The 23,332-nt window shown below is 59.4% G+C and carries 19 protein-coding genes and 1 pseudogene; 18 read left to right on the top strand and 2 right to left on the bottom strand.

Annotated elements, in window-relative coordinates; genetic code table 11:
• Positions 1-147: 147 nt before the first annotated feature.
• Entirely contained in the window at positions 148-678 is a 531-nt protein-coding gene (gene mog, locus ACRQ1B_RS16910) for a molybdopterin adenylyltransferase (RefSeq protein WP_432294956.1), read from the bottom strand.
• 201 nt (positions 679-879) lie between these two features.
• On the opposite strand from mog, the gene napE reads away from it, so the two are divergent.
• The 17 genes and pseudogenes from napE to ACRQ1B_RS16825 all read left to right on the top strand — a co-directional run bounded on the left by napE (position 880) and on the right by ACRQ1B_RS16825 (position 20,294).
• Positions 880-1,095: a periplasmic nitrate reductase, NapE protein gene (gene napE, locus ACRQ1B_RS16905; protein ID WP_432294955.1), complete on the top strand. Its 216-nt coding sequence runs from the start codon at positions 880-882 to the stop codon at positions 1,093-1,095.
• Between the two features lie 5 nt (positions 1,096-1,100).
• A complete protein-coding gene (gene napF, locus ACRQ1B_RS16900; RefSeq protein WP_432294954.1) occupies positions 1,101-1,601 on the top strand; it encodes a ferredoxin-type protein NapF in 501 nt (166 codons plus the stop codon).
• Positions 1,594-1,875 (top strand): chaperone NapD, encoded by a 282-nt coding sequence (locus tag ACRQ1B_RS16895; protein ID WP_432294953.1) that lies wholly within the window; start codon positions 1,594-1,596, stop codon positions 1,873-1,875. Before napF ends, ACRQ1B_RS16895 begins: the two co-directional genes overlap by 8 nt.
• Positions 1,850-4,354, top strand: a pseudogene (gene napA, locus ACRQ1B_RS16890) (periplasmic nitrate reductase subunit alpha). Before ACRQ1B_RS16895 ends, napA begins: the two are co-directional and overlap by 26 nt.
• The gene (locus tag ACRQ1B_RS16885; protein ID WP_432294951.1) at positions 4,324-4,815 is read left to right on the top strand and encodes a nitrate reductase cytochrome c-type subunit; all 492 of its coding nucleotides are present in this window, start codon (positions 4,324-4,326) and stop codon (positions 4,813-4,815) included. The pseudogene napA and the gene ACRQ1B_RS16885 overlap by 31 nt, the downstream one beginning before the upstream one ends.
• Positions 4,812-5,504 (top strand): cytochrome c3 family protein, encoded by a 693-nt coding sequence (locus ACRQ1B_RS16880; RefSeq protein ID WP_306832381.1) that lies wholly within the window; start codon positions 4,812-4,814, stop codon positions 5,502-5,504. The genes ACRQ1B_RS16885 and ACRQ1B_RS16880 overlap by 4 nt, the downstream gene beginning before the upstream one ends.
• A 64-nt stretch (positions 5,505-5,568) precedes the next feature.
• Positions 5,569-6,555, top strand: a complete 987-nt coding sequence (gene moaA / locus ACRQ1B_RS16875) for a GTP 3',8-cyclase MoaA (RefSeq protein WP_432294950.1) — start codon at positions 5,569-5,571, stop codon at positions 6,553-6,555.
• 578 nt (positions 6,556-7,133) lie between these two features.
• Positions 7,134-7,724: an ANTAR domain-containing response regulator gene (locus ACRQ1B_RS16870; RefSeq protein WP_432295293.1), complete on the top strand. Its 591-nt coding sequence runs from the start codon at positions 7,134-7,136 to the stop codon at positions 7,722-7,724.
• A gap of 26 nt (positions 7,725-7,750) precedes the next feature.
• A complete protein-coding gene (locus ACRQ1B_RS16865) occupies positions 7,751-9,022 on the top strand; it encodes a CmpA/NrtA family ABC transporter substrate-binding protein (protein ID WP_432294948.1) in 1,272 nt (423 codons plus the stop codon).
• A 349-nt stretch (positions 9,023-9,371) separates the two neighbouring features.
• Positions 9,372-10,670, top strand: coding sequence for a CmpA/NrtA family ABC transporter substrate-binding protein (locus tag ACRQ1B_RS16860; RefSeq protein ID WP_432294947.1), 1,299 nt, complete (start codon positions 9,372-9,374; stop codon positions 10,668-10,670).
• Between the two features lie 74 nt (positions 10,671-10,744).
• Entirely contained in the window at positions 10,745-11,656 is a 912-nt protein-coding gene (gene ntrB, locus ACRQ1B_RS16855; RefSeq protein WP_432294946.1) for a nitrate ABC transporter permease, read from the top strand.
• Between the two features lie 12 nt (positions 11,657-11,668).
• The gene (locus ACRQ1B_RS16850) at positions 11,669-12,466 is read left to right on the top strand and encodes an ABC transporter ATP-binding protein (RefSeq protein WP_432294945.1); all 798 of its coding nucleotides are present in this window, start codon (positions 11,669-11,671) and stop codon (positions 12,464-12,466) included.
• Between the two features lie 6 nt (positions 12,467-12,472).
• Entirely contained in the window at positions 12,473-14,923 is a 2,451-nt protein-coding gene (nirB, locus tag ACRQ1B_RS16845) for a nitrite reductase large subunit NirB (RefSeq protein WP_432294944.1), read from the top strand.
• 10 nt (positions 14,924-14,933) lie between these two features.
• Positions 14,934-15,266, top strand: a complete 333-nt coding sequence (nirD, locus tag ACRQ1B_RS16840) for a nitrite reductase small subunit NirD (protein WP_432295291.1) — start codon at positions 14,934-14,936, stop codon at positions 15,264-15,266.
• A 232-nt stretch (positions 15,267-15,498) separates the two neighbouring features.
• Entirely contained in the window at positions 15,499-18,153 is a 2,655-nt protein-coding gene (locus ACRQ1B_RS16835) for a nitrate reductase (protein ID WP_432294943.1), read from the top strand.
• The gene (gene cysG, locus ACRQ1B_RS16830; RefSeq protein ID WP_432294941.1) at positions 18,125-19,621 is read left to right on the top strand and encodes a siroheme synthase CysG; all 1,497 of its coding nucleotides are present in this window, start codon (positions 18,125-18,127) and stop codon (positions 19,619-19,621) included. The genes ACRQ1B_RS16835 and cysG overlap by 29 nt, the downstream gene beginning before the upstream one ends.
• Before the next feature lie 277 nt (positions 19,622-19,898).
• Positions 19,899-20,294, top strand: coding sequence for a DUF1236 domain-containing protein (locus tag ACRQ1B_RS16825; RefSeq protein ID WP_432294939.1), 396 nt, complete (start codon positions 19,899-19,901; stop codon positions 20,292-20,294).
• A 391-nt stretch (positions 20,295-20,685) separates the two neighbouring features.
• Here the strand turns inward: ACRQ1B_RS16825 and ACRQ1B_RS16820 are convergent, their stop codons facing one another.
• Positions 20,686-20,898, bottom strand: a complete 213-nt coding sequence (locus ACRQ1B_RS16820; RefSeq protein ID WP_432294937.1) for a hypothetical protein — start codon at positions 20,896-20,898, stop codon at positions 20,686-20,688.
• Between the two features lie 171 nt (positions 20,899-21,069).
• Between ACRQ1B_RS16820 and ACRQ1B_RS16815 the strand changes: the two genes are divergently transcribed.
• Positions 21,070-23,247 (top strand): putative bifunctional diguanylate cyclase/phosphodiesterase, encoded by a 2,178-nt coding sequence (locus ACRQ1B_RS16815; RefSeq protein WP_432294936.1) that lies wholly within the window; start codon positions 21,070-21,072, stop codon positions 23,245-23,247.
• Positions 23,248-23,332: the final 85 nt, after the last annotated feature.

Genomic DNA, 23,332 nt, shown 5'->3' with positions numbered 1-23,332 from the left:
CGGCGACCATGCTCTTTGTTATTTGTTTCACTTCCAAACATTATCTTCGAGGGCCCCTCCGTTCTAATTTGTGATCGTTTGGAACGAGCCATGCCTTCCGGAATTCGGTCGGCTCTATTGCTCAAAGCGGGACCTGCGTCAGCACCATCATGATGGCCTGAAACTCTTCACCACCAAGGGATCCGTTTTCAAACGCCCGGCACCGATCAGATCAAGGCAATAGGGAATTGTCGGAAACACGACGTCCAGCGACATATCGATTGCTGCCGGCTTGCCAGGCAGATTGAGAAAGAAGGTCTTGCCGCGTGTGCCGGCCGTCTGTCGTGAGAGGATCGCCGTCGGCGTCTGCTTTAATCCTTCGCGGCGCAGCAACTCGCCAAACCCCGGCAGTTCCTTTTCGAGAACCTGCTGCATGGCCCCCGGCGTCTGGTCGCGCGGAGATGGCCCGGTTCCACCGGTGGTCAGCACCAGTTCCGCCCCCTGGTTGTCGCTCAGATCGATCAGCGTATTGCGAACGGAAACCTCCCCATCGGCAATAACCACGCGCGTCAATTCATAGGGGCTCGTGATCGCCCGCCGCAACCAGCTTTCGATCGCCGGGCCGCTGATATCCTCGTATTCGCCTCGGCTGGCACGGTCGGATATCGTCACCACAAAGATCTTTACTTGAACTTCCATCCATTCAGCATCAGCGGCCTTTCAATTGCTCAAAACATGAGCCATTATTATGTTAACTATAGATAATAGTGACCGTACAGACGTCACAACGCCTATAAAATCGGCAATTTATCATTCCTCATTGCTCTACATCAAAGAAGCCAGAATGACGTTTGCATAAAGTCTGAGCAAATTCGACCGTTCAAAAAAGCGGATTCAGGCATGACAGACGCAAAAACCATAACGAAACAGATTTCGTTCCGCCAGAAACGCCGCCGCGAACTTATTACCTTCGTGGTACTCGCTTTTGGAATCTGGCCCGTCGTGGCCGTTGGCACGGTTGCCAGTTATGGGTTCATGGTCTGGGCCTATCAGATCGTCCACGGCCCTCCCGGTCCGCACGACATCACGCCAGCGCGCCCGAATTCTGCCGAGTGATGGCGATGACTCACATCGCCACCACTCGTCGTGCCTTTTTGAGAGGTAGCGCACTACGGATCAGCCAAGGATATTACCCGCCGGGCGTAACGGAGGAATCCGTTCGCAACTGTTCGGGCTGCGGAGAATGCGAGAAGGCCTGCCCGACGAAAATCATCGCAATAAGCGACGGCGTGCCGACCGTTGATTTCAACGCCGGCGAATGCACCTTCTGTGGCAAATGTTCGGAACGATGTCCCGAGCGGGTGTTCCCGCCTGACCCCGCCACATCGTTTGCCCATCACGCCGTCATCGTAGACAGCTGTCTTGCGCTCAACTTCGTTGATTGCCAGGCCTGTCGCGACGCCTGCCCAACGACGGCGATCCGTTTCAAGCCAAGGCTGGGCGGGCCATTCGTGCCCGTACTCGATACCGATCCCTGCACCGGATGCGGCGCCTGTGTTTCAGTGTGCCCCACCGGGTCCATCAGCATGACTGCAAACACAACGGAGGTGGCGCATGCGTGACCCGCAGCATCACATATCGAGCGCGGTCGTTGTCGTGCGGCCGGAAGCGGTCGAGCGCATATCCGCGGCACTTGCCGAGATCGAAGGCGTCGAAGTGCACGCTACCGGCGGCGGCAAGATCGTCATCGTCATCGAAGGCCCGAGCTCCGGCTTTCTTGGCGAAACATTGATCGGAATTTCGGCGATGAACGACGTCATCGCCGCACACATGGTTTTCGAACAGACAATTGCAGAGAAGGAGATGTCGGATGACGGCAGAACTCACGCGGCGTGATGTGCTGAAGGCGCAGGCGGCTGCGATCGCAGCCTCGACGGCCGGCATCGCCATGCCGGCCGAGGCCCAATCCGTCCCCGGCGGTGTAGCGGCGCTGGAAATCAAGTGGTCCAAGGCCCCCTGTCGCTTCTGTGGCACCGGTTGCGGTGTCATGGTCGGCGTCAAGGAAAACCACGTCGTCGCCACCCATGGCGACATGGAGGCAGAGGTCAATCGCGGCCTCAACTGCGTCAAGGGCTATTTCCTCTCGAAAATCATGTACGGCAAGGATCGCCTGACGACGCCACTTTTGCGCAAGCGCAACGGCGTGTTCGACAAGGAAGGCGAATTCGAACCCGTCACCTGGGAAGAAGCTTTCGACATCATGGCCGAAAAGGCCAAGAAGACCCTGAAGGAAAAGGGGCCGACGGCGATTGGCATGTTCGGTTCCGGCCAGTGGACGATTTTCGAAGGATATGCCGCCACCAAGCTGATGCGCGCCGGCTTCCGCTCCAACAACCTCGACCCCAATGCCCGCCACTGCATGGCATCGGCCGCCTTCGGCTTCATGCGCACCTTCGGCATGGATGAGCCGATGGGCTGTTATGACGATTTCGAGCATGCCGACGCCTTCGTGCTTTGGGGCTCGAACATGGCGGAGATGCACCCGATCCTGTGGACGCGTCTTGCCGACCGTCGCCTCGGCCATGAGCATGTGAAGGTCGCGGTGCTTTCGACCTTCACTCATCGCAGCATGGATCTGGCCGACATTCCGCTGGTCTTCAAGCCCGGCACCGATCTGGCGATCCTCAATTACATCGCCAACCACATCATCCAGACCGGGCGCGTCAACCAGGCCTTCATCGACAAGAACACCAAGTTCATGCAGGCGATGACCGATATCGGTTATGGCCTGCGCGCCGAACATCCGCTGGAAGTCAAGGCAACCGGCGCGGCCAAGGCCGCCGAGATGACACCGATCGATTTCGAAACGTTCAAGAAGCACGTCTCGGAATACACGCTCGAAAAAATTGCCGAATTGGCCGGTGTCGACAAGGGTTTTCTGGAACAGCTGGCCGAACTGTACGCCGATCCCAAGGTCAAGGTCATGTCGCTCTGGACTATGGGCTTCAACTAGCACGTCCGTGGTGTGTGGGCCAACCAGATGGTCTACAACATCCATCTCCTGACCGGCAAAATCTCCGAGCCGGGCAACAGCCCCTTCTCGCTGACCGGCCAACCTTCGGCCTGCGGCACCGCACGCGAGGTCGGCACCTTTTCGCATCGCCTGCCGGCCGACATGCTCGTCGCCAATCCGGAACACCGCAAGCATGCCGAGGAATTGTGGAATATCCCGCACGGCATCATCCCGGAAAAGCCGGGTTATCATGCCGTCCAGCAGGATCGCATGCTGCATGACGGCAAGCTGAACTTCTATTGGGTTCAGGTGAACAACAACATGCAGGCCGCTGCCAACAACAGCAACGAGGCCTATATCGGCTATCGCAACCCGGACAACTTCATCGTCGTCTCGGATGCCTACCCGACCGTCACCGCCATGACCGCCGACCTCATTCTGCCGGCCGCCATGTGGGTGGAGAAGGAAGGCGCCTACGGCAATGCCGAACGCCGCACCCATGTCTGGCATCAACTCGTCAACGCGCCGGGCGAAGCCCGTTCTGACCTCTGGCAGCTGGTGGAATTCTCCAAGCGCTTCACGACCGAAGAAGTCTGGCCAAAGGACATTCTTGAGCAGAACCCGGAGTACAAGGGCAAGACCCTTTATCAGGTCCTGTTCCAGAATGGGCAGGTCGACCAGTTCCCGGTCACCGAAATCTCTCCTGACTACGAGAACCGCGAAGCCAAAGCTTTTGGCTTTTACCTGCAGAAAGGCCTGTTCGAGGAATATGCCAGCTTCGGGCGCGGTCACGGCCACGACCTTGGACCGTACGACCTCTACCATCAGGTCCGCGGTCTGCGCTGGCCGGTCGTCAACAACCAGGAGACCAAGTGGCGTTACCGTGAGGGTTACGATCCCTATGTCAAGCAAGGTGAAGGCGTCAAATTTTATGGTCAGAAGGATGGCCGCGCCGTCATCCTGGCCGCACCTTACGAGCCACCGGCGGAATCCCCGGATGATGAATTCGGCTTCTGGCTGGTGACCGGCCGTGTTCTCGAACATTGGCATTCCGGCTCCATGACCATGCGCGTGCCAGAACTTTACAAGGCATTTCCCGGTGCCCGCTGCTTCATGAACGGCGACGACGCACGTCGCCTCGGCATCAATCAGGGCGGACAGGTGAAAATCCAGTCCCGCCGTGGCGAGATCATCAGCCGGGTGGATATCCGCGGCCGCAACCGCATGCCGCATGGCGTGATCTTCGTGCCGTGGTTCGACGCCAGCCAGCTGATCAACAAGGTCACGCTCGACGCCACCGACCCCATTTCCAAACAGACGGATTTCAAAAAATGCGCAGTCAAGATCCTTCCCGTCGCCTGAGCAGGCGTCTCTGGACGCTTTTCGCGCTCGCTCTGTGCCTGATCACGGGCACGGTGGCGATCGCGCAGACGGTGCCGCAACTGTCAGGCCGCCCAAGCCCGATGGAAAATACCGGTGCGGAGCCACTGCCGCGCTGGATCGTCGATGACATACAGCGGATGCGCAACTATCCGGATCAGCCGCCGGTCATCCCGCATTCGATCGAAGGTTACCAGCTTTCGGTCAACACCAACCGCTGCATGTCCTGCCACCGGCGTGAAATGACCGAAGGTTCGGGCGCTCCGATGATCAGTGTTACCCATTACATGAACCGCGAGGGCCAGATGCTGGCCGACGTTTCGCCCCGCCGCTATTTCTGCACCGCGTGCCATGTTCCGCAGGCCGATACCCGTCCGCTCGTTCCCAACATGTTCAAGGACATGAGTGAACTTGGGTTCAAACCGACGGGATCTGGCCAATGATCGGAAAATGCAAAGCAATTCTTCTGTGGGTCTGGCGAGTTCTTTCCACGCCCGCAGGAACCCTGAGCCTTGGCTTCCTGACACTCGGCGGTTTCGTCGGCGGCATTATCTTCTGGGGCGCATTCAACACTGCACTGGAAGTGACCAACACTGAAGCCTTCTGTGTCGGCTGTCACGAGATGAAGGATAATGTCTATGAGGAGATGACACGCACGGTGCATTTCTCGAACCGTTCCGGCGTGCGCGCATCCTGCCCGGATTGCCATGTGCCGCACCAATGGACCAACAAGATTGCCCGCAAAATGCAGGCATCGAAGGAGGTTTGGGGCAAGATCTTTGGCACGATCAACACGCGTGAAAAATTCCTGGACCATCGGCTGGAGCTTGCCCAGCACGAATGGGCACGTCTGAAGGCGAATGACAGCCTTGAATGCCGCAATTGCCACTCGTCCATTGCCATGGACTTTACCAAGCAGACCAAGCGCGCGGCCGAAATTCACACTCGGTATCTTCTGACCGGCAAGGCGACATGTATCGACTGCCACAAGGGTATCGCCCATGAACTGCCGAACATGGAAGGTGTCGATCCGGGTTGGAAAGTGCCTGCCGAACTGATGGGCAAGGCAGGAACTCACGGCCTGCAGGATACCGACCAGCTTGCAGCGTTTCTTGAGGGCGTGGAAGGCTGACAATATCAAAGTGATTATAGATCTAAACAGCCACAGAAAACCGTGTGCAGCAAAAGCTGGCCCGATGATCGACAAGTTCGGCCGGGCGGTCACTTACCTGCGCGTATCCGTCACCGATCGCTGCGATTTCCGCTGCACCTATTGCATGGCGGAAAACATGACCTTTCTGCCGAAGAAGGACCTGCTGACGCTGGAGGAGCTTGATCGCCTCTGTTCTGCCTTCATCGCCAAGGGCGTGAAAAAACTGCGCCTGACCGGCGGTGAGCCATTGGTTCGCAAGAACATCATGCATCTGGTGCGTTCGATCGGCCGTCATATCGAAACCGGCCAGCTTGAAGAACTGATGCTCACCACCAACGGCTCGCAGCTCGCGCGTTTTGCGCAGGAGCTTCATGATGCCGGCGTGCGTCGTATCAACGTTTCGCTCGATACGCTCGATCCGAAAAAATTCAGGGAAATCACCCGCTGGGGCGACTTCTCCAAGGTCATGGAAGGCATCGACGCCGCCCTGAAAGCCGGACTGAAGATCAAGCTCAATGCGGTGGCGCTGAAGGGTTTCAATGAACACGAGATCCCCGACATGCTGCGTTTTGCCCATGGCCGCGGCATGGACCTGACCGTCATCGAGACCATGCCGATGGGCGAGATCGAGGAAGATCGCACCGATCGCTATCTGCCGCTCTCGGAGCTGCGCGAAAATCTCGAGAAGGAATTCACCTTCAAGGACATCCCGTTCAAGACCGGCGGCCCGGCGCGTTATGTGGAAGTCACGGAGACCGGCGGCCGCATGGGCTTCATCACGCCGATGACCCATAATTTCTGTGAGGGCTGCAATCGCGTGCGCCTCACCTGCACCGGCACGCTCTACATGTGTCTCGGCCAGAACGACGCCGCCGACCTGCGCGAAGTGCTTCGCGAAAATGACGATCCGGCCCATCTGGCCGCCGCCATCGATGAGGCGATCGCCCGCAAGCCAAAAGGCCACGATTTCATCATCGACCACAACAACCGTCCGTCCGTGTCAAGGCATATGAGCGTGACGGGCGGATAGCTTTGAAAGTCGCGAACGATAGTACAACGCCCCTGCTGTATGCGGCTAACATATTGTTTCTCGTGCTGAAAACGACCTCCGACCCGTAATCTGCTGATGCAGCGGTCTTAGCTCTGGATGATTAGGGGCAGCCGCTATCACCGAAGATTTTGAAACTACCCAAAGGGACGAACCGGTTCCAGAAGGCAGAGCTCCTGCGCACCTTTTGGTCTGTCGCTTGTCGTCTGGCACACAGATTGCTTCGTCTCGCCTGCTAGACAGGAGGATATATTGGGGCAACTGCTATTTGTCTGCGTGGCAATCGGAATGAGCTGGGCAGGTTTTGTCTCGATGTTTGCATACAGATCGGACATGACGAAATACCATCTAGCGCTATTGACTGCAGCAGCGAGTATCTTTCTCGGCTCGCTCGGTCTCGCGCTATCGAAACATGGTTTTCTCCTGAGCCTTATGTTGGTCGCTGGCGGCGTTACGATTGCCACTTTTTTTGGCAAACGGCTGTCCTTACCCTGGTCGCTTGCAATTGCAGCATGCAGTTTCGCTGCGTATCTTCATCAGGCTGGCACTTGATGATGACAATATCGCACTCCGACCTAACAATATTTGTTATTGATGAAAACGCGATCCGCGCCTCGATCATCGAGGAGGGCTTGCGGGAGGCAGGGCATTCGAATGTCACGGTGATCAACAAGGTCAACGGCGTCGCCAGAATCATCGAAACGACCAAACCGGATGTCATCGTCATCGATATCGAAAACCCCAACAGGGACATGATGGAGCACCTCTTCCAGCTGACGCGCACGGTCAGCCGGCCGATCGCCATGTTCGTCGATCGCTCGGATACGGCGCAGATCGAGGCTGCCATGGAGGCTGGCGTTTCTGCCTATGTTGTCGATGGCCTGAAAAAGGAACGGGTAAAATCCATCCTCGACATGGCCGTCAGCCGATTCAATGCTTTCAGCCGCCTGCAACGGGAACTGGCCGAGGCAAAGTCAGCGCTAGAAGAACGCAAGGTCATCGAGCGCGCAAAGGGCATATTGATGAAAATGCGCGGGCTTTCGGAGGAGGATGCGTTCGCGCTCCTCCGCCAGACCGCGATGAACGAAAAGAAGAAGATGTCGGAAATCGCACAGAGCGTCGTCACCGCCGCCGGGCTTCTGATGTCGTGAAAAGGTCCGGAGACGCCGGAGTGACCATGATGAGCAAGATCGGCCAGCCGAATAGCAAGCTTCCAACGCCTTCGATCATTGCCGGAGAAGGCCTCAAACGCGTGCGCGCAGGCTTTATCCCGCTCGTCGATGCCTCCGTCCTGATCGTCGCCGCCGAATTCGGTTTTGCCGCCAGGGAAGGGTTGACCCTCGACCTCGTCAAGGATGTCTCGTGGGCAAATGTCCGCGATCGCCTGGCCTTCAGGCAGTTCGACATCGCCCACATGCTATCTCCCATGCCTGTCGCTTCAATGCTGGGCCTCGGATCAAACCCGTCGCCCACCATCACGCCCTTTTCTCTTGGTCGCGGCGGCAATGCGATCACGCTTTCGGCACGGCTTTTCGAGCGCATGCGCGACATCGACGGGATTTCCGAAAACGCCGGCGCGCTGGAAAATGCCCAGGCGCTGGCAAAGGTACTGCGGGACATGAAAGCGCGCGGCGAAGCGCTGCCGATGTTCGGTGTAACCTACCCCTTTTCCTCGCACAATTACGAATTTCGCTATTGGCTCGCCGCCGGTGGCATCAATCCCGACCGGGATGTCAAGCTGGTCGTCGTTCCCCCACCGTTGACATCCGATGCGCTCGCCGCCGGAGCTATCGACGGTTTCTGCGTCGGCGCGCCCTGGAACATGATCGCGTCGGAACGCGGTGTCGGACGCATCGTCGCGGCCAAGCAGGATATCTGGCCATCGGCACCGGAAAAGGTCATTGCGATGCGCCCGGAATGGGCTGACAGCCATGCCGACACGGTGTCGCGCCTGATCGTGGCGCTGGATGCGGCCGCCAGATGGTGTGACCGGGCCGAAAACCACGACGCCCTGGCCGAGGCCCTGGCGGACCCGCGTTTCATCGCGGCTCCGGTCGACATCATCCGCCATGTGCTCGCCGGCGAATTCAGTCTCGATGCCAAGGGGCATCGCAGGATCATACCCGACTATTTCAAGTTTCACCGGGAATTCGCCAACTACCCCAAGCCTGGCCATGCCTTGTGGATCTACAGCCAGATGATCCGCTGGGGACAGGCTGAATTCAGCAAGCATGGCGTCAACAGCGCCGCAAGCGCCTACAGACCTGATCTTTATCGCGCCGCACTCGGCGCGGGGCCTGATCTCGCAGACTTTGGCATTGAAGGCCTGGACGGGGCGGACCGCTTCATGGATGGGCATGTTTTCGACCCAGCCGACATTTCCGGCTATGTCGCCAATTTTTCCGTCAACACATCCCTGCCCGAGAGCCGCGACAGCCATGAGGCCTGACTTTCCGGACTGATCTGCCTAACCCTTGCTCGCGCATATTTTGGCAATCGCCCAAAATTATTGCAGGCAAACGATATGGCGTTCAGGTGCTCGCCGGCAATCGGGAGAAATTTCCTGCAAGAAATTTCGTGACTTAACTCATGCCTGAGCAAATGGCACACCGCTTGCATCGCTAGTTGTGCCCCGGTCAACGGCGACCGGCGCTCATGAACGCGCGATAAGCGTTCTTCAAAGACATCGACGTCGCAAGGTTTTGCTGCCCAGGATTCCTCTTGTCCTGATGGCGCGATTTCCGAGCGGCGTTTTTTTATGTCCAAAATTTCAAGCCACCAGCAGAGGGAACCTGCGCATGACCAAGTTTTCGACAACCGGCATTTCACGCCGCAGCATGCTCAAGACCACGGCGACCGCGGCCCTTGTCGGCGCGATCAAGACAGCCTTTCCCTCCGGCGCCTTTGCCGCAGCACCTGGGCCGGAAGTGAAGGGCGTCAAGCTCGGCTTTATCGCGCTGACCGACGCGGCGCCGCTGATCGTCGCCAAGGAGATGGGGCTCTTCGACAAATACGGCCTGACCGAAGTCGACGTAGCCAAGCAAGCCTCCTGGGGCGCAACGCGCGACAACCTTGTGCTGGGCGGTGCATCGAACGGCATCGACGGCGCTCATATCCTCTCGCCGCTTCCCTACCTCATGCATACCGGCAAGGTGACCCAGAACAGCAAGCCCGTGCCGATGGCGATCCTTGCCCGCCTCAACCTCGACAGCCAGGGGCTCTCGGTCGCCAAGGAATATGCCTCGACCGGCGTGCAGCTCGACGCCTCGAAGCTGAAGGAAGCCTTCGCCAAAAAGAAGGCAGCAGGCAGCGAGATCAAGGCCGCCATGACCTTCCCCGGCGGCACCCATGATCTCTGGATCCGCTACTGGCTGGCAGCCGGCGGCATCGACCCCAACAAGGACGTCTCGACCATCGTCGTGCCGCCGCCGCAGATGGTGGCGAACATGAAGGTCGGCAACATGGATGTCTTCTGTGTCGGCGAGCCGTGGAACGAGCAGCTTGTCAATCAGGGCATCGGTTTCACGGCAGCCACGACCGGCGAACTCTGGAAAGGACACCCCGAGAAGGCACTGGGGCTGCGCGCAGACTGGGTGGAGAAGAACCCCAACGCAGCCAAGGCTTTGCTGATGGCCGTCATGGAGGCACAGCAGTGGTGCGAAAGCATGGATAACAAGGCCGAAATGGCTGACATCCTCGGCAAGCGCCAGTGGTTCAACGTCCCCCCGAAGGATGTGCTCGGCCGCCTCAAGGGCGACATCAACTACGGCAACGGCCGCGACGTGAAGGGCACGGACCTCTTCATGAAATTCTGGAGGGACCATGCGTCCTATCCGTTCAAGAGCCATGACAGCTGGTTCGTCACCGAGAACATCCGCTGGGGCACGTTCGCACCGGGCACCGACATCAAGGCACTTGTCGACCAGGTGAACCGCGAGGACCTGTGGCGCGAGGCCGCCAAGGAACTCGGCGTTGCCGCTTCCGACATCCCGACATCGCCGTCACGCGGCACGGAAACCTTCTTCGACGGCAAGGTCTTCGATCCGGAAAATCCTTCGGCCTATCTCGACAGCCTTTCGATCAAGGCCGTGTCCTGATCCCGTTTTCGGCGCGTGGAGCCACGCGCTGTCCCGTCTCTTCAAACCCGTCTTTTCACTTAAGGAGCGCGCGAATGTCCGCCCTGGCACAACAAGACAAGCTTTCCGCGGTCACCACCGCAAAGCCGAAAGCACCGGATACAGTCGAGACCAAGGTCCTGCCATTCTCCGGCAGGCAGGCGCCAAAATTGAACCTCTCCCGGACAGTGATGGCGGCGATCCGCAATGTCGTGCCGCCGCTCGTGGTCCTCGCCCTGATCATGTTCGTCTGGCAGGTTCTCTGTTCGGCGCCGGATGCCTCTCTCCCCTCACCCTTGCGCGTATGGGAGGAGAGTTATGACCTGATCGTCGATCCGTTCTTCAATTTCGGCTCCCAGGACATCGGCCTTGGTTGGCGCGTGCTCGTCTCGCTGCAGCGGGTGGCCTACGGTTTCGGCCTTGCCGCGATTGCCGGTGTCATCGTCGGCGCGATCATCGGCCAGTCTGTCTGGGCGATGCGCGGCCTCGATCCGATCTTCCAGGTGCTGCGCACCGTGCCGCCGCTCGCCTGGCTGCCGCTATCGCTCGCGGCATTCCAGGATTCCAACCCCTCGGCCATTTTCGTGATCTTCATCACCTCGATCTGGCCGGTCATCATCAACACGGCGGTCGGCGTGCGCAACATCCCGCAGGATTATCGCAACGTCGCCCAGGTGCTGCGGCTCAACCAGCTGGAATTCTTCTTCAAGATCATGCTGCCCTCGGCCGCACCTTACATCTTCACCGGGCTTCGCATCGGGGTCGGCCTGTCTTGGCTGGCCATCGTTGCCGCCGAAATGCTGACCGGCGGCGTCGGCATCGGCTTCTTCATCTGGGATGCGTGGAACTCGTCCCGCCTGCCCGACATCATCGTAGCGCTTGTCTATATCGGCGTCGTCGGCTTCGCGCTCGACAAGCTGGTGGCGGCAGCCGGCAAACTGATCACCCGCGGCGCATCGGCAAGCTGAGGAGACATGTTCATGAACGCCTATCTCAAGCTCGATCATATCGACAAGCATTTCGACCGGGGCGGCGTGCGCGCCGAGGTTCTGAAAGATATCAACCTGACGATCTCCAAGGGCGAATTCGTGTCGATCATCGGCCATTCCGGCTGCGGCAAGTCCACGCTTCTCAACCTGATTGCCGGATTGACGCCTGTCTCCGCCGGAGCCGTGCTTCTGGAGAACCGGGAGGTCAATGCACCGGGGCCGGAACGGGCCGTCGTGTTCCAGAATCATTCGCTGCTGCCCTGGCTTTCGGTCTACGAAAACGTCAACCTCGCCGTCGCCAAGGTCTTCGGCTCGACAAAGACCAGGTCGGAACGCCACGACTGGGTCATGGCCAATCTCGATCTCGTGCAGATGGCGCATGCAAAGGACAAACGTCCGGCGGAAATCTCGGGCGGCATGAAACAGCGCGTCGGCATCGCCCGGGCGCTGGCCATGGAGCCGAAGATCCTCCTGCTCGACGAGCCCTTCGGTGCGCTCGATGCGCTCACCCGTGCGCATCTGCAGGACGCCGTCATGGAAATCCACGCCCGGCTCGGCAACACGATGGTGATGATCACCCACGATGTCGACGAGGCGGTGCTGCTGTCCGACCGCATCGTGATGATGACCAATGGCCCTGCCGCCCGTATCGGCGAAGTGCTGGACGTGGCGATGCCGCGTCCCCGCGATCGCATCGCGCTTGCCTCCGACCGGACCTACCTGAAGTGCCGCGAGGCTGTCCTCAAATTCCTCTACGAGCGTCACCGCTTCGTCGAAGCTGCGGAGTAACCATCCATGACCGAAAAACTCGTCATCGTCGGCAATGGCATGGCGCCCGGCCGCATGCTGGAACACCTGTTTGAACAGGCGCCCGGTCGCTACAGCGTCACGATCTTCAACGCCGAGCCACGGGTCAATTACGACCGTATCATGCTGTCGCCGGTGCTTTCAGGCGAAAAGACATACGAGCAGATCGTCATCCATGGCCACGGCTGGTACGTCGATCACGGCATCACGCTCTACAAGGGCCACCGGGTCGTTGCGATCGATCGGGCGACCAAGACCGTCACCTCCGACCACGGCGTGACCGAAAGCTACGACAAGCTGGTGATCGCCACGGGCTCCGTCCCCTTCATCATTCCGGTCCCCGGCAATAATCTGCCCGGTGTTGTCAGCTACCGCGACCTCGACGACGTGGACGCCATGCTGCTTGCGGCCCAGTCGCGCGAAAAGGCCGTCGTCATCGGCGGCGGACTTCTCGGGCTCGAAGCCGCGGCGGGCCTTGCCTTGCGCGGCATGGATGTCACCGTCTTGCACGTCAATCCGACCCTGATGGAACGTCAGCTCGACCCGGCAGCCGGTTACCTGCTGCAGACCGAACTCGAGCGGCGCGGCATCAGGATCATCTGCAAGGCCAATACGAAGGCCATTATCGGCGACGGCAAGGTCGAGGGCGTGGAACTCGACAACGGCACGATCATTCCCGCCACGCTCGTCGTGATGGCGGTCGGCATTCGTCCGAGTGCGAGCCTTGGCCGGGAGGCGGGCCTTGCCGTCAATCGCGGCATCGTTGTCGATGCCGGCATGCAGACATCCGATGGTGACATCTATTCCATCGGCGAATGCGCCGAAGTCGATGGCATGGTCTATGGCCTCGTCGCCCCGCTCTATGAAATGGCCCGCGTCGCGGCGGCGCATCTTGCGGGCGACGCCGCGCCCGCCTTCGTGCATTCCGACACACCGACCAAGCTGAAGGTCACGGGTATCGACCTCTATTCGCTCGGGGATTTTGCCGATGGCGACGACAGGCAGGAAATCGTCCTGCGCGATGCCACCGCCGGCGTCTACAAGCGGCTGGTGCTGAAGGACAATCGCATCATCGGCACGGTTCTTTATGGCGAAACCTCCGATGGCGCATGGTTCAACGACCTCAAGAAGAAGGCCGTCGACATCTCCGAGATGCGCGAGACGCTGATCTTCGGCCAGGCCTATCAGGGAGGGTCGCCACTGGACCCTATGGCGGCCGTTGCAGCCTTGCCGGATGATGCGGAAATCTGCGGCTGCAACGGCGTCTGCAAGGGCAAGATCACCTCGACGATCACGTCTAAGGGCCTGACCTCTCTCGATGAGGTTCGTGCCCACACCAAGGCTTCCGCCTCCTGCGGCACCTGTACCGGGCTCGTCGAGCAGTTGATGAGCCTGACGCTGGGCGATGCCTATAACCCCAAGGCGGTGCAGCCGATGTGCCCCTGCACCGAGCTTGGCCATGACGACGTGCGCCGCCTGATCAAGGCCAAGGGGCTGAAGACCATCCCGGCCGTCATGCAGGAACTCGAATGGAAGACCTCCTGCGGCTGCGCCAAGTGTCGTCCGGCGCTCAACTACTACCTCGTCTGCGACTGGCCGGACGAATATGCCGACGACTATCAGTCGCGCTTCATCAACGAGCGTGTTCACGCTAACATCCAGAAGGACGGCACCTATTCCGTCGTGCCGCGCATGTGGGGTGGTGTCACCAACGCGCAGGAACTGCGGGCGATTGCCGATGTCGTCGACAAGTTCGAGATCCCGATGGTGAAGGTGACCGGCGGCCAGCGCATCGACCTTCTCGGCATAGAGAAGGAAGACTTGCCGGCCGTGTGGGCCGATCTCGGCAAGGCCGGTTTCATCTCCGGTCAGGCCTATGCCAAGGGCCTGCGTACGGTGAAGACCTGCGTCGGTTCCGACTGGTGCCGCTTCGGCACACAGGATTCGACCGGGCTCGGCATCCGCATCGAAAAGTTCATGTGGGGGTCGTGGACGCCGGCGAAACTGAAGCTCGCCGTGTCCGGATGTCCTCGCAACTGCGCCGAGGCGACCTGCAAGGATATCGGCGTCATCTGCGTCGACAGCGGTTTCGAGATCCACTTCGCAGGCGCAGCCGGCCTCGACATCAAGGGGACGGAAGTGCTTGGCCTCGTCAGGACGGAGGATGAAGCGCTCGAGCATATCGTCGCACTGACCCAGATGTACCGCGAACAGGGTCGCTATCTGGAGCGCATCTACAAATGGGCCAAACGCGTCGGCCTCAACGAGATCCGCCACCAGATCGTCGAGGATCACGACAAGCGCAAGGCCTATTACGAACGCTTCGTCTTCTCGCAGAAATTTGCCCAAGTCGATCCCTGGTCGGAGCGCGTCTCCGGCAAGGACAAGCACGAGTTCCGGCCGATGGCTTCGGTCGGGTTTTCCCAGGCAGCGGAGTGAGGTGATGGAAATGAACTGGCACCCGATCGGCGACATCACCGACATCCCGCTTCTCGGCGCGCGTTGCGTCAAGACGCCCTACCTGAAGATCGCCGTCTTCCGCACCGATGAACACGCGGTCTACGCAATCGAGAACCGTTGCCCCCACAAGGGCGGGCCGCTTTCGGAAGGTATCGTTCACGGCACCTCGGTCACCTGCCCGCTGCACAACTGGGTCATCTCGCTTGAAACCGGCAAGGCACTCGGGGCGGACGACGGCGAGGTGCGCACCATTCCGGTGAAGATCGAGGACGGCAAGCTTTTCATCGCGCTGGAAAGCCTGATGCTCGCGGCTGCGGAATAGGCTGTCATGGCGGCTCTGGCACCCCCCTCTGCCCTGCCGGGCATCTCCCCCTCAAGGGGGGAGATCGGCAAGTGGCGCGCTCTGCGTTTCCGATTTACGGTACTGATAACAGGCCGCGACCTCCATTGGGACGGGCGGCTTGTGCCTCATCCGATCTCCCCCCCTGAGGGGGAGATGTCCGGCAGGACAGAGGGGGGTAACGCCACCCGCAGTTCTCTGAGGGGGCATGCCGATGCCCGTTGAAACCCGCACCACCTGCCCCTATTGCGGCGTCGGCTGCGGCGTCATTGCCACGGTGACGCATGACGGCGCCGTCACGGTAAAGGGTGATCCCGAGCACCCGGCCAATTTCGGCCGGCTCTGTTCCAAGGGATCGGCTCTCGCCGAGACCATCGATCTCGATGGACGTGTGCTGTTTCCGGAAATAGGTGGACAACGGGCGACGTGGGACAAGGCGCTCGATCTCGTGGCACGAAAATTCTCCGAAACGATTGCCGAGCACGGGCCGGATCCCGTCGCCTTCTATGTATCCGGGCAATTGCTGACCGAGGACTATTACATTGCCAACAAGCTGATGAAGGGTTTCATCGGTTCCGGCAATATCGACACCAATTCGCGGCTCTGCATGTCATCCTCCGTCGCGGGACATCGTCGCGCCTTCGGTTCCGACACCGTGCCGGGCACATATGAAGATCTGGAACTGGCGGACCTCGTCATCCTGACCGGCTCCAATCTCGCCTGGTGCCACCCCGTCATCTACCAGCGTCTCGCCGCAGCGAAGGCCGCAAGGCCCGCAATGAAGATCGTCGTCATCGATCCACGGCGCACCATGACCTGCGATATCGCCGACCTTCATCTCGCCATCCGGCCCGACGGCGACGTGGCTCTGTTCATGGGCCTGCTGGCGCATCTGGCAAAAGGCCCGGCGATCGACCAGACCTATATCGGCGCCCACACGAACGGTTTCGCCGAGGCATTTGCCGCTGCATCAGCCGTCACTTTCGAGGACCTTCTCGATCGTACCGGACTGCCGGCCATGCAGATCCGCGAATTCTTCCGGCTGTTCGAAACGACGGAAAAAACGGTCACCTGCTACAGCCAGGGGGTCAACCAGTCGTCTTCCGGCACAGACAAGGTCAACGCGATCATTAACTGCCATCTGGCGACCGACCGCATCGGCCGCCCGGGAATGGGACCGTTTTCATTGACCGGCCAGCCGAATGCCATGGGCGGGCGCGAAGTCGGCGGGCTTGCCAACATGCTGGCCGCCCATATGGCAATCGAAAGTGCCGAGGATCGCGATCGGGTCCAGCGTTTCTGGTCCTCTCCGACGATTGCCGCCAAACCCGGGCTCAAGGCCGTCGACATGTTCAAGGCGGTGGGCGACGGGCGCATCAAGGCGCTTTGGATCATGGCAACCAATCCGGTCGTGTCCATGCCGGATGCGGATGTCGTCGAGGCTGCGATCAGGGACTGCCCCTTCGTCGTGGTCTCGGACATCCTGCAGGAGACAGATACGACGCGTCACGCCGACGTTCTCCTTCCCTCGCTCGGCTGGGGTGAAAAGGACGGAACGGTGACCAATTCCGAACGCCGGATCTCCCGTCAGCGCCGGTTCCTCGCCGCTCCCGGCGATGCACGGCCAGACTGGTGGCAGTTAGCGCAGGTCGCCAGGCGCATGGGGCATTCCGGTTTCGACCATCTGTCCCCCGCAGACATCTTCGCGGAACATGCAGCACTGTCATCCTTCGAGAATGAAGGCACTCGTGATTTCGACATCGGCGCCCACGCCGCCGTCGACCAGCATGGTTATGACACGCTTGCACCCTTCCAATGGCCGCAGCCTGTTGGAGACGGCAATCGCGAGACACGCTTTTTCGCGAATGGCGGCTTTTACCATCCCGACCGCAGGGCGCGGTTCGTTGCCGTCGAACTGCCGGCGACAGACCGCACCGACACAGCCTATCCCCTCACACTCAATACCGGCCGCATTCGCGACCACTGGCACACGATGACCCGTACCGGCAAAAGCGCACGGCTTTCCGGCCACATCGCCGAGCCCTTCGCCGAAATCCATCCGCGTGACGCGATGGAACTCGGCATTCGTGGTGCCGCTCTGGTGGAGCTGCAAAGCCCGCATGGCACCGCGATCGTCCGTGCACTCGTCACCGAACGTCAGGCCCGCGGCAATGTCTTCGTGCCCATGCACTGGAACGACCAATATGCCGCAAAGGCGCGCATCGATGCGCTGATCCCGCCGTTGGTCGATCCGGTCTCCGGCCAGCCCGCTTCCAAGAATGTCGCCATTGCCGCCCGCCCCTTCCCGGCCGCCCTTTATGGCTTCGCTGTCTCGGTGGAAAAACCATCGGTCACGGGCGCCGATTATTGGGCTCTGGCCAAGGCCGAAGGCGGCTGGCGGGTTGAACTCGGCTTTACCGAGGCAACGGAGAATTGGCATGACTGGTGTCGCGCCACGTTCGGCCTTGGCGCCGACATCGAGCCGCTTGGTTATTCCGACGGACAATCGGGCGATCTGCGACTGGCATTCTTTCGCGACAGCCGGCTTCTCGCAGCACTCTTCATCGCCAGACAGCCGGTCGCCGTGGCCCGCAACTGGGCGATCGCGCAGCTATCGGCGGACCATGGCGACATTCGTCGCCGGTTTTCGATCGTGGCCGGCCGACCGGGTGCGGACCAGCCCGATCTCGGCGCAACCGTCTGCTCCTGCTTCTCGGTCGGAACGAACCAGATCATCGCGGCCGTTCGCGGCGGTTGCCACAGCGTCCAGGCCGTTGGCGCACATACGAATGCCGGCACCAATTGCGGCTCATGCCGCGCGGAAATCAGGGGGATCATCGATGGATGTCTTGCAGCAGCAGCGGAGTGACAGGACCGCGCGAATGGCGCCACTCTCCAAGCTTCCGGTTTTCTGGGCGCTAGAAGGAAAGTCCGTGATCGTGGCAGGCGGCTCGGATGCCGCCGCCTGGAAGGCGGAACTGCTGGCCGCCTGTGGCGCGACGGTCCATGTCCACGCCGAGCACCTCTCCGAGACGTTCGAAAGACTGATTGCCCACGGCGCCGAACATCCTCAGGGCGGATTTGTCCATCATGCCCATCTCTGGAATGATGGCATTTTTTCCGGCGCCACCATCGCCATCGCGGATTGCGAGGATGAAGAGGAGGCAAAAGCCTTTTTCGATGCGGCACGCGCTGCTGGTGTTCCGGTCAACGTCATCGACAAGCCGGCATTCTGCCAGTTCCAGTTCGGCTCGATCGTCAACCGCTCGCCGGTCGTCGTATCCATCTCCACCGATGGCGCGGCGCCGATCCTGGCGCAGGCGGTCCGACGCCGGATCGAGACGCTTCTACCGCTCTCACTCAAAAGCTGGGCGAGCCTTGCCCAGTCCATGCGCGAGACGATCAACGAAAGGCTTCAACCCGGCGGCCAGCGTCGCGCCTTCTGGGAAGGCTTCGTCGACCGCGCCTTTCGTGACAAGGCGGATGCAATATCGGAAGCCGAACTTCTCAGTGACGCACGCAGGATCGCGTCTGCTCCGGCGGGCATCGGTCATGTCACCCTTGTCGGCGCGGGTCCCGGAGATTCCGGACTGCTGACCCTCAAGGCCGTGCGCGCCCTTCAGGCCGCCGATGTCATCCTCTTCGACGATCTCGTTTCCGACGAGGTACTGGAACTCGCGCGCCGCGAAGCCAAACGCATGCTGGTCGGAAAACGCGGTGGCCGGCAGAGCTGCCGGCAGGAAGACATCAACGACATGATGGTGAGATTTGCCAGGGCAGGCAAACGGGTCGTGCGGCTGAAATCGGGAGATCCGATGGTCTTCGGTCGGGCCGGCGAAGAAATAGCAAGCCTGCAGGAACAGGGCATTGCCGTCGATGTGGTGCCGGGCATTACCGCGGCAAGCGCCATGGCATCGCGCCTGGGCGTCTCGCTTACCCACCGCGACCATGCCCAAGGCGTGCGTTTCGTCACAGGTCACTCGCGTAAGGGCCGCCTGCCGGAGAACCTTGATTGGACTTCACTTGCCGACAGAAACATGACCACGATATATTACATGGCGGGACGTACCGCCGGCAAGATTGCGGAGAGACTGGTCAACGCTGGCATGACGTCGGACATGCCTGTCGCGATCGTCAGCAGCTTGACGAGGCCTAATGAGCAGCACTGGCACGGAGCGCTTCGCGATCTTGAGCGGGCAGTGAACGTGATTGGGTTGGACGAGCCGATATTGATCGGCGTCGGTGCGGTTTTCGGCAATCAAGCTGTAGTCGCCCGAAGATGTCATTCCACTTTCAGAGTTGCCGGGAGATCACAAGTGGCTTCCGAGCATATATGACAATCCCGACCGTCAGTTTAGGTCTTGATGAGGTTCGAACCATTGACCCATTGAAATAACGCTGCGAGATCAATGGAGCGTCCGCACCAAGAAAGCTAAACTGTTTAAGCCGTCCGCAGGTGAGCATGTATGGCGTCACACAAATTTTGCTATGCGGTAAATAATGCCCACTTACCCTTTTGACGTGCCAACTGCAGTCTTCCTGAAAATTGGTAGGGGAACCAACTATCTGGTTTAACGTTCTCAGACGCGCAAATAGCGCAAGGAGGAGAACGCAATGTTTAAGAGACACGTTATTTTGGTCGGCGCCACCCTTCTGGTCGCAGGATCAGTCTTTGCACAGGAGTCCACGGTGAACGGTGCCGCGGGCGGAGCGGTCACCGGCGCTATCGTGGGCGGTCCAGTCGGTGCCGCTGTGGGCGGTGTTGCTGGCGCGATCGTCGGGACAGCGATTGACCCGCCGCCTCAGCGCGTGGTCACTTATGTACGCGAGGCTCCTGCCCCCACCGAGCGGGTTGTCGTCGAAGAGCGAGTTGTTGTCGGAGAACCGCTCCCTCAAACCATCGTCGTACAGCAGATCCCGGATAATCCGAACTATGGCTACGCGGTCGTCAATGATCGCCGTGTGATCATCGAACCTTCGACCCGCCGGGTGGTGCAAGTTATTGAGTGATGCCGGACTGGCCGGTTAATCTGACAGTGCCAGCTACATGAGCTGGCACTGTCGAAAATATCTCACCTGTAAACCTGTAATTGTAATGGCAGCGAGCAGACGAATGTTTGTGGAGGCCTATCCCACTCGGCATCACTGGTGCACGCCGGACAAGGGATACTCACACTCCTACAAAGGCAGGGCCGCCTGCCAGTCCGCGCCCGATGGGGGTGAGCTTCGCACACGAAGCGGGTGTCCTTACAAGCTTTGCAGGGTGTAGCCGACAGTATCACGGGGTATCCTGAGAATTCGAGCTCAACGCTCCCGAACGAGAGCCTTCTTGCTTCAGGTAGACAAGAAAGTGATTTGCAGCAACGGCGCGTATTGAATTCGGAGCAGGCGCCGAACAAGTTTAGGCGTGATGCATTAACCCACTCCCCAAGGCTGCGAGTTCGCGCTCATCCTTAACGCCATTTTGCAGTTGTCTGACGAGTATGAGCGCGAGAGCTTCGGCGTCTGGACCCAGCTTGGGGAGATGATGCTCGGCGCAGATGTTGTCAAACACGCGCTGCAAGATCTTCAGCTCAGCTGGCTGCACGGGCGTCATAATCCTCGAAAATGGCATGCTGCACTCCGAATCGACGAAAGCGTCAATTAGAAACATGACATGTTGACGCATTAAAGTCGTGTGTCCGCCACCGTACGATTCCCCTGAGTGCAGCCATTTAACCATAGATGTTCTTCACGTATTAAAGACTGCTGTTTTATCGTCTCCGAAACAATGGGGCGGTCAGCAGTGCATACCAGTATTCAATCAAAATGGGTCTTGACGTTCGCCTTACCTATAGCCGCCGCTGCTGTGATCTGTCTTTCCTTACTTGCGGCATTGACGTTGGCAGCGCACGCAATCGATGACGTTGCCGCCCAACGGCAGCGCGCCCTTGTGACGCTGACAGTCGCAAAGCTGGAAGCCTCCGTTGCACATGACCAGGAAAGCGCAACAGTCTGGGACGATGCGGTGCGCAACGGTTGGGAAAGGAATTTGGAGTGGCTGGATACCAACCTCGGCGCATGGATGCACAGCTACTTCGATCACGATGCGGCAGTGGTGCTTGGCCAAGACTTAAAGCCGATCTACCAATTCATCGCTAATCGGCCGAATGCGCCCAGAACAAACCAGCTGGAGAAGGCCTACCGACCACTTGCCGAGAAGCTGCGAAGCCGCCTAAGCTCCGGAGATCGCGATGGCATCAACAACAGAACGCTGTCGATTGGGGAAGCGGATCTTGCGTTTGTCGGCTTTCGTCCAGCTATCGTCAGCGTAAAGCCAATCGTGTCAGACACCGGTGATATCGAGCAGGCGCCCGGCTCGGAAAATCTGCACGTCGCTGTGCGTTTTCTGGACGGTGATCTACCGACCGTAATTTCTAAAGACTATGACGTTGAGAGCCTTTTGTTCAGCGTCTCTAAACCTAAAGACGACCAGCTTTCTTATGTTGCTCTCACGGCACGCTCGGGCGGGACTGTGGGCTATTTTCATTGGATGCCCTTCCGGCCTGGCCAGAGCGTGTTGCAAGCGACGAGGCCAACGCTGGGTCTTGTGTTCGTGGCGATTTTTGCGGCAGCCAGTCTTACGGGAGGGATGCTTTGGAGACGGTCTGCGCGGCTTGAGGAAAGTCAAGCTGAACTTCGACATCAGGCGACTCATGACGCACTTACAGGTCTCGCCAACCGCGCGTACTTCACCCAGCATCTCGACACAGATCTCAAAAATGCGCGTGAACACGAGACCCACAGCGTTCTGTTCATCGATCTGGACAAGTTCAAGGAAGTCAATGACACGCTAGGTCATCCAGTGGGCGACAGGCTGATTGCTGATTCCGCTCAACGACTTCGTGAACTTCTCCCGACCGCACTGATCGCCCGGATCGGCGGTGATGAGTTCACGATTCATCTGGCGCATCAGGAATCCGGCAAGGCCGAGGAAACTGCTGAAGCTGTGGTCGCAGCTCTGCGAACTCCCTTCCTGATCGACGGGGTGTTCGTGAGCGTTGGGGCCAGTGTTGGGTTAGCGACCTCTGTCGGCCCCGCCAATGGTGACGAGCTAACAAGACATGCGGATATAGCTCTGTATCATGCTAAGGCGGCCGGCAGAAACACCTACGCGCTTTTCGGCGCCCATATGGGCGAACTGTTGAAGAAGCGGCGCGCCCTGGAGCACGATCTTCGCGAGGCAGTCGAGAACAAGATCGGCATTGAAGTTCACTATCAGCCGGTCTTTTCAGCAGATACAAATGCCGTTGTTTCCCTTGAAGCATTGGTTCGCTGGCAGCACCCAGAACTCGGGTTCATAAGCCCAGACGTATTTATACCTGTTGCTGAAGATTGCGGCGCAATCAATCAGATCGGCGCGATAGTCCTTGAGGATGCATGCACCTTGATGGGTGACTTTCCAGACATCGATGTTGCGATCAACGCTTCGCCGAGCGAACTTGCCGCGCCGGGCTACCCCCTGCGAGTTCTCTCCGCGCTAGCCAAGTCGGGGATCAAACCATCCAGACTGGAAATCGAACTGACAGAGAGTGCTGCTGCAGATGAGAACGGCCTCGTGGCACAGGCTGTATCAACGCTGCGCAATGCCGGGATTCGGTTCGCAATCGACGATTTTGGAACGGGTTACTCGTCATTCTCTCGAATCCAGAAAATCGAGGCGGACAGAATTAAAATCGACCGCTCTTTTATCAACGAGATGCATAAGGGTGACAGCCGCGCGCTTGTGATCGCGATGATCAACATGGCGCAGGCTAAAGGGTTGATGATTACGGCAGAGGGTGTCGAGACGCACGAGCAGCGAGACCAACTTATGAAACTCGGCTGCAATCACCTACAAGGGTTCCTGCTCTCCCGTCCGCTTAGTCCCGATGCTGCAAGACGGCTCCTTGCTGATCAGACATATCACTTTGAAATTGCCTGAACGCTAGACCAATGTCCGAGCCTGTAATGATCACGATTATGGTAGTCCCCGCGCGACCGCTGAGCGTAGCGGGACCCCCTATCGT

Source organism: Endobacterium panacihumi (assembly GCF_050847465.1).
GTDB lineage: Bacteria > Pseudomonadota > Alphaproteobacteria > Rhizobiales > Rhizobiaceae > Neorhizobium > Neorhizobium panacihumi.
Note: the sequence above shows the minus strand (reverse complement) of the source record. Positions and strands in the feature narration are given on the sequence as shown.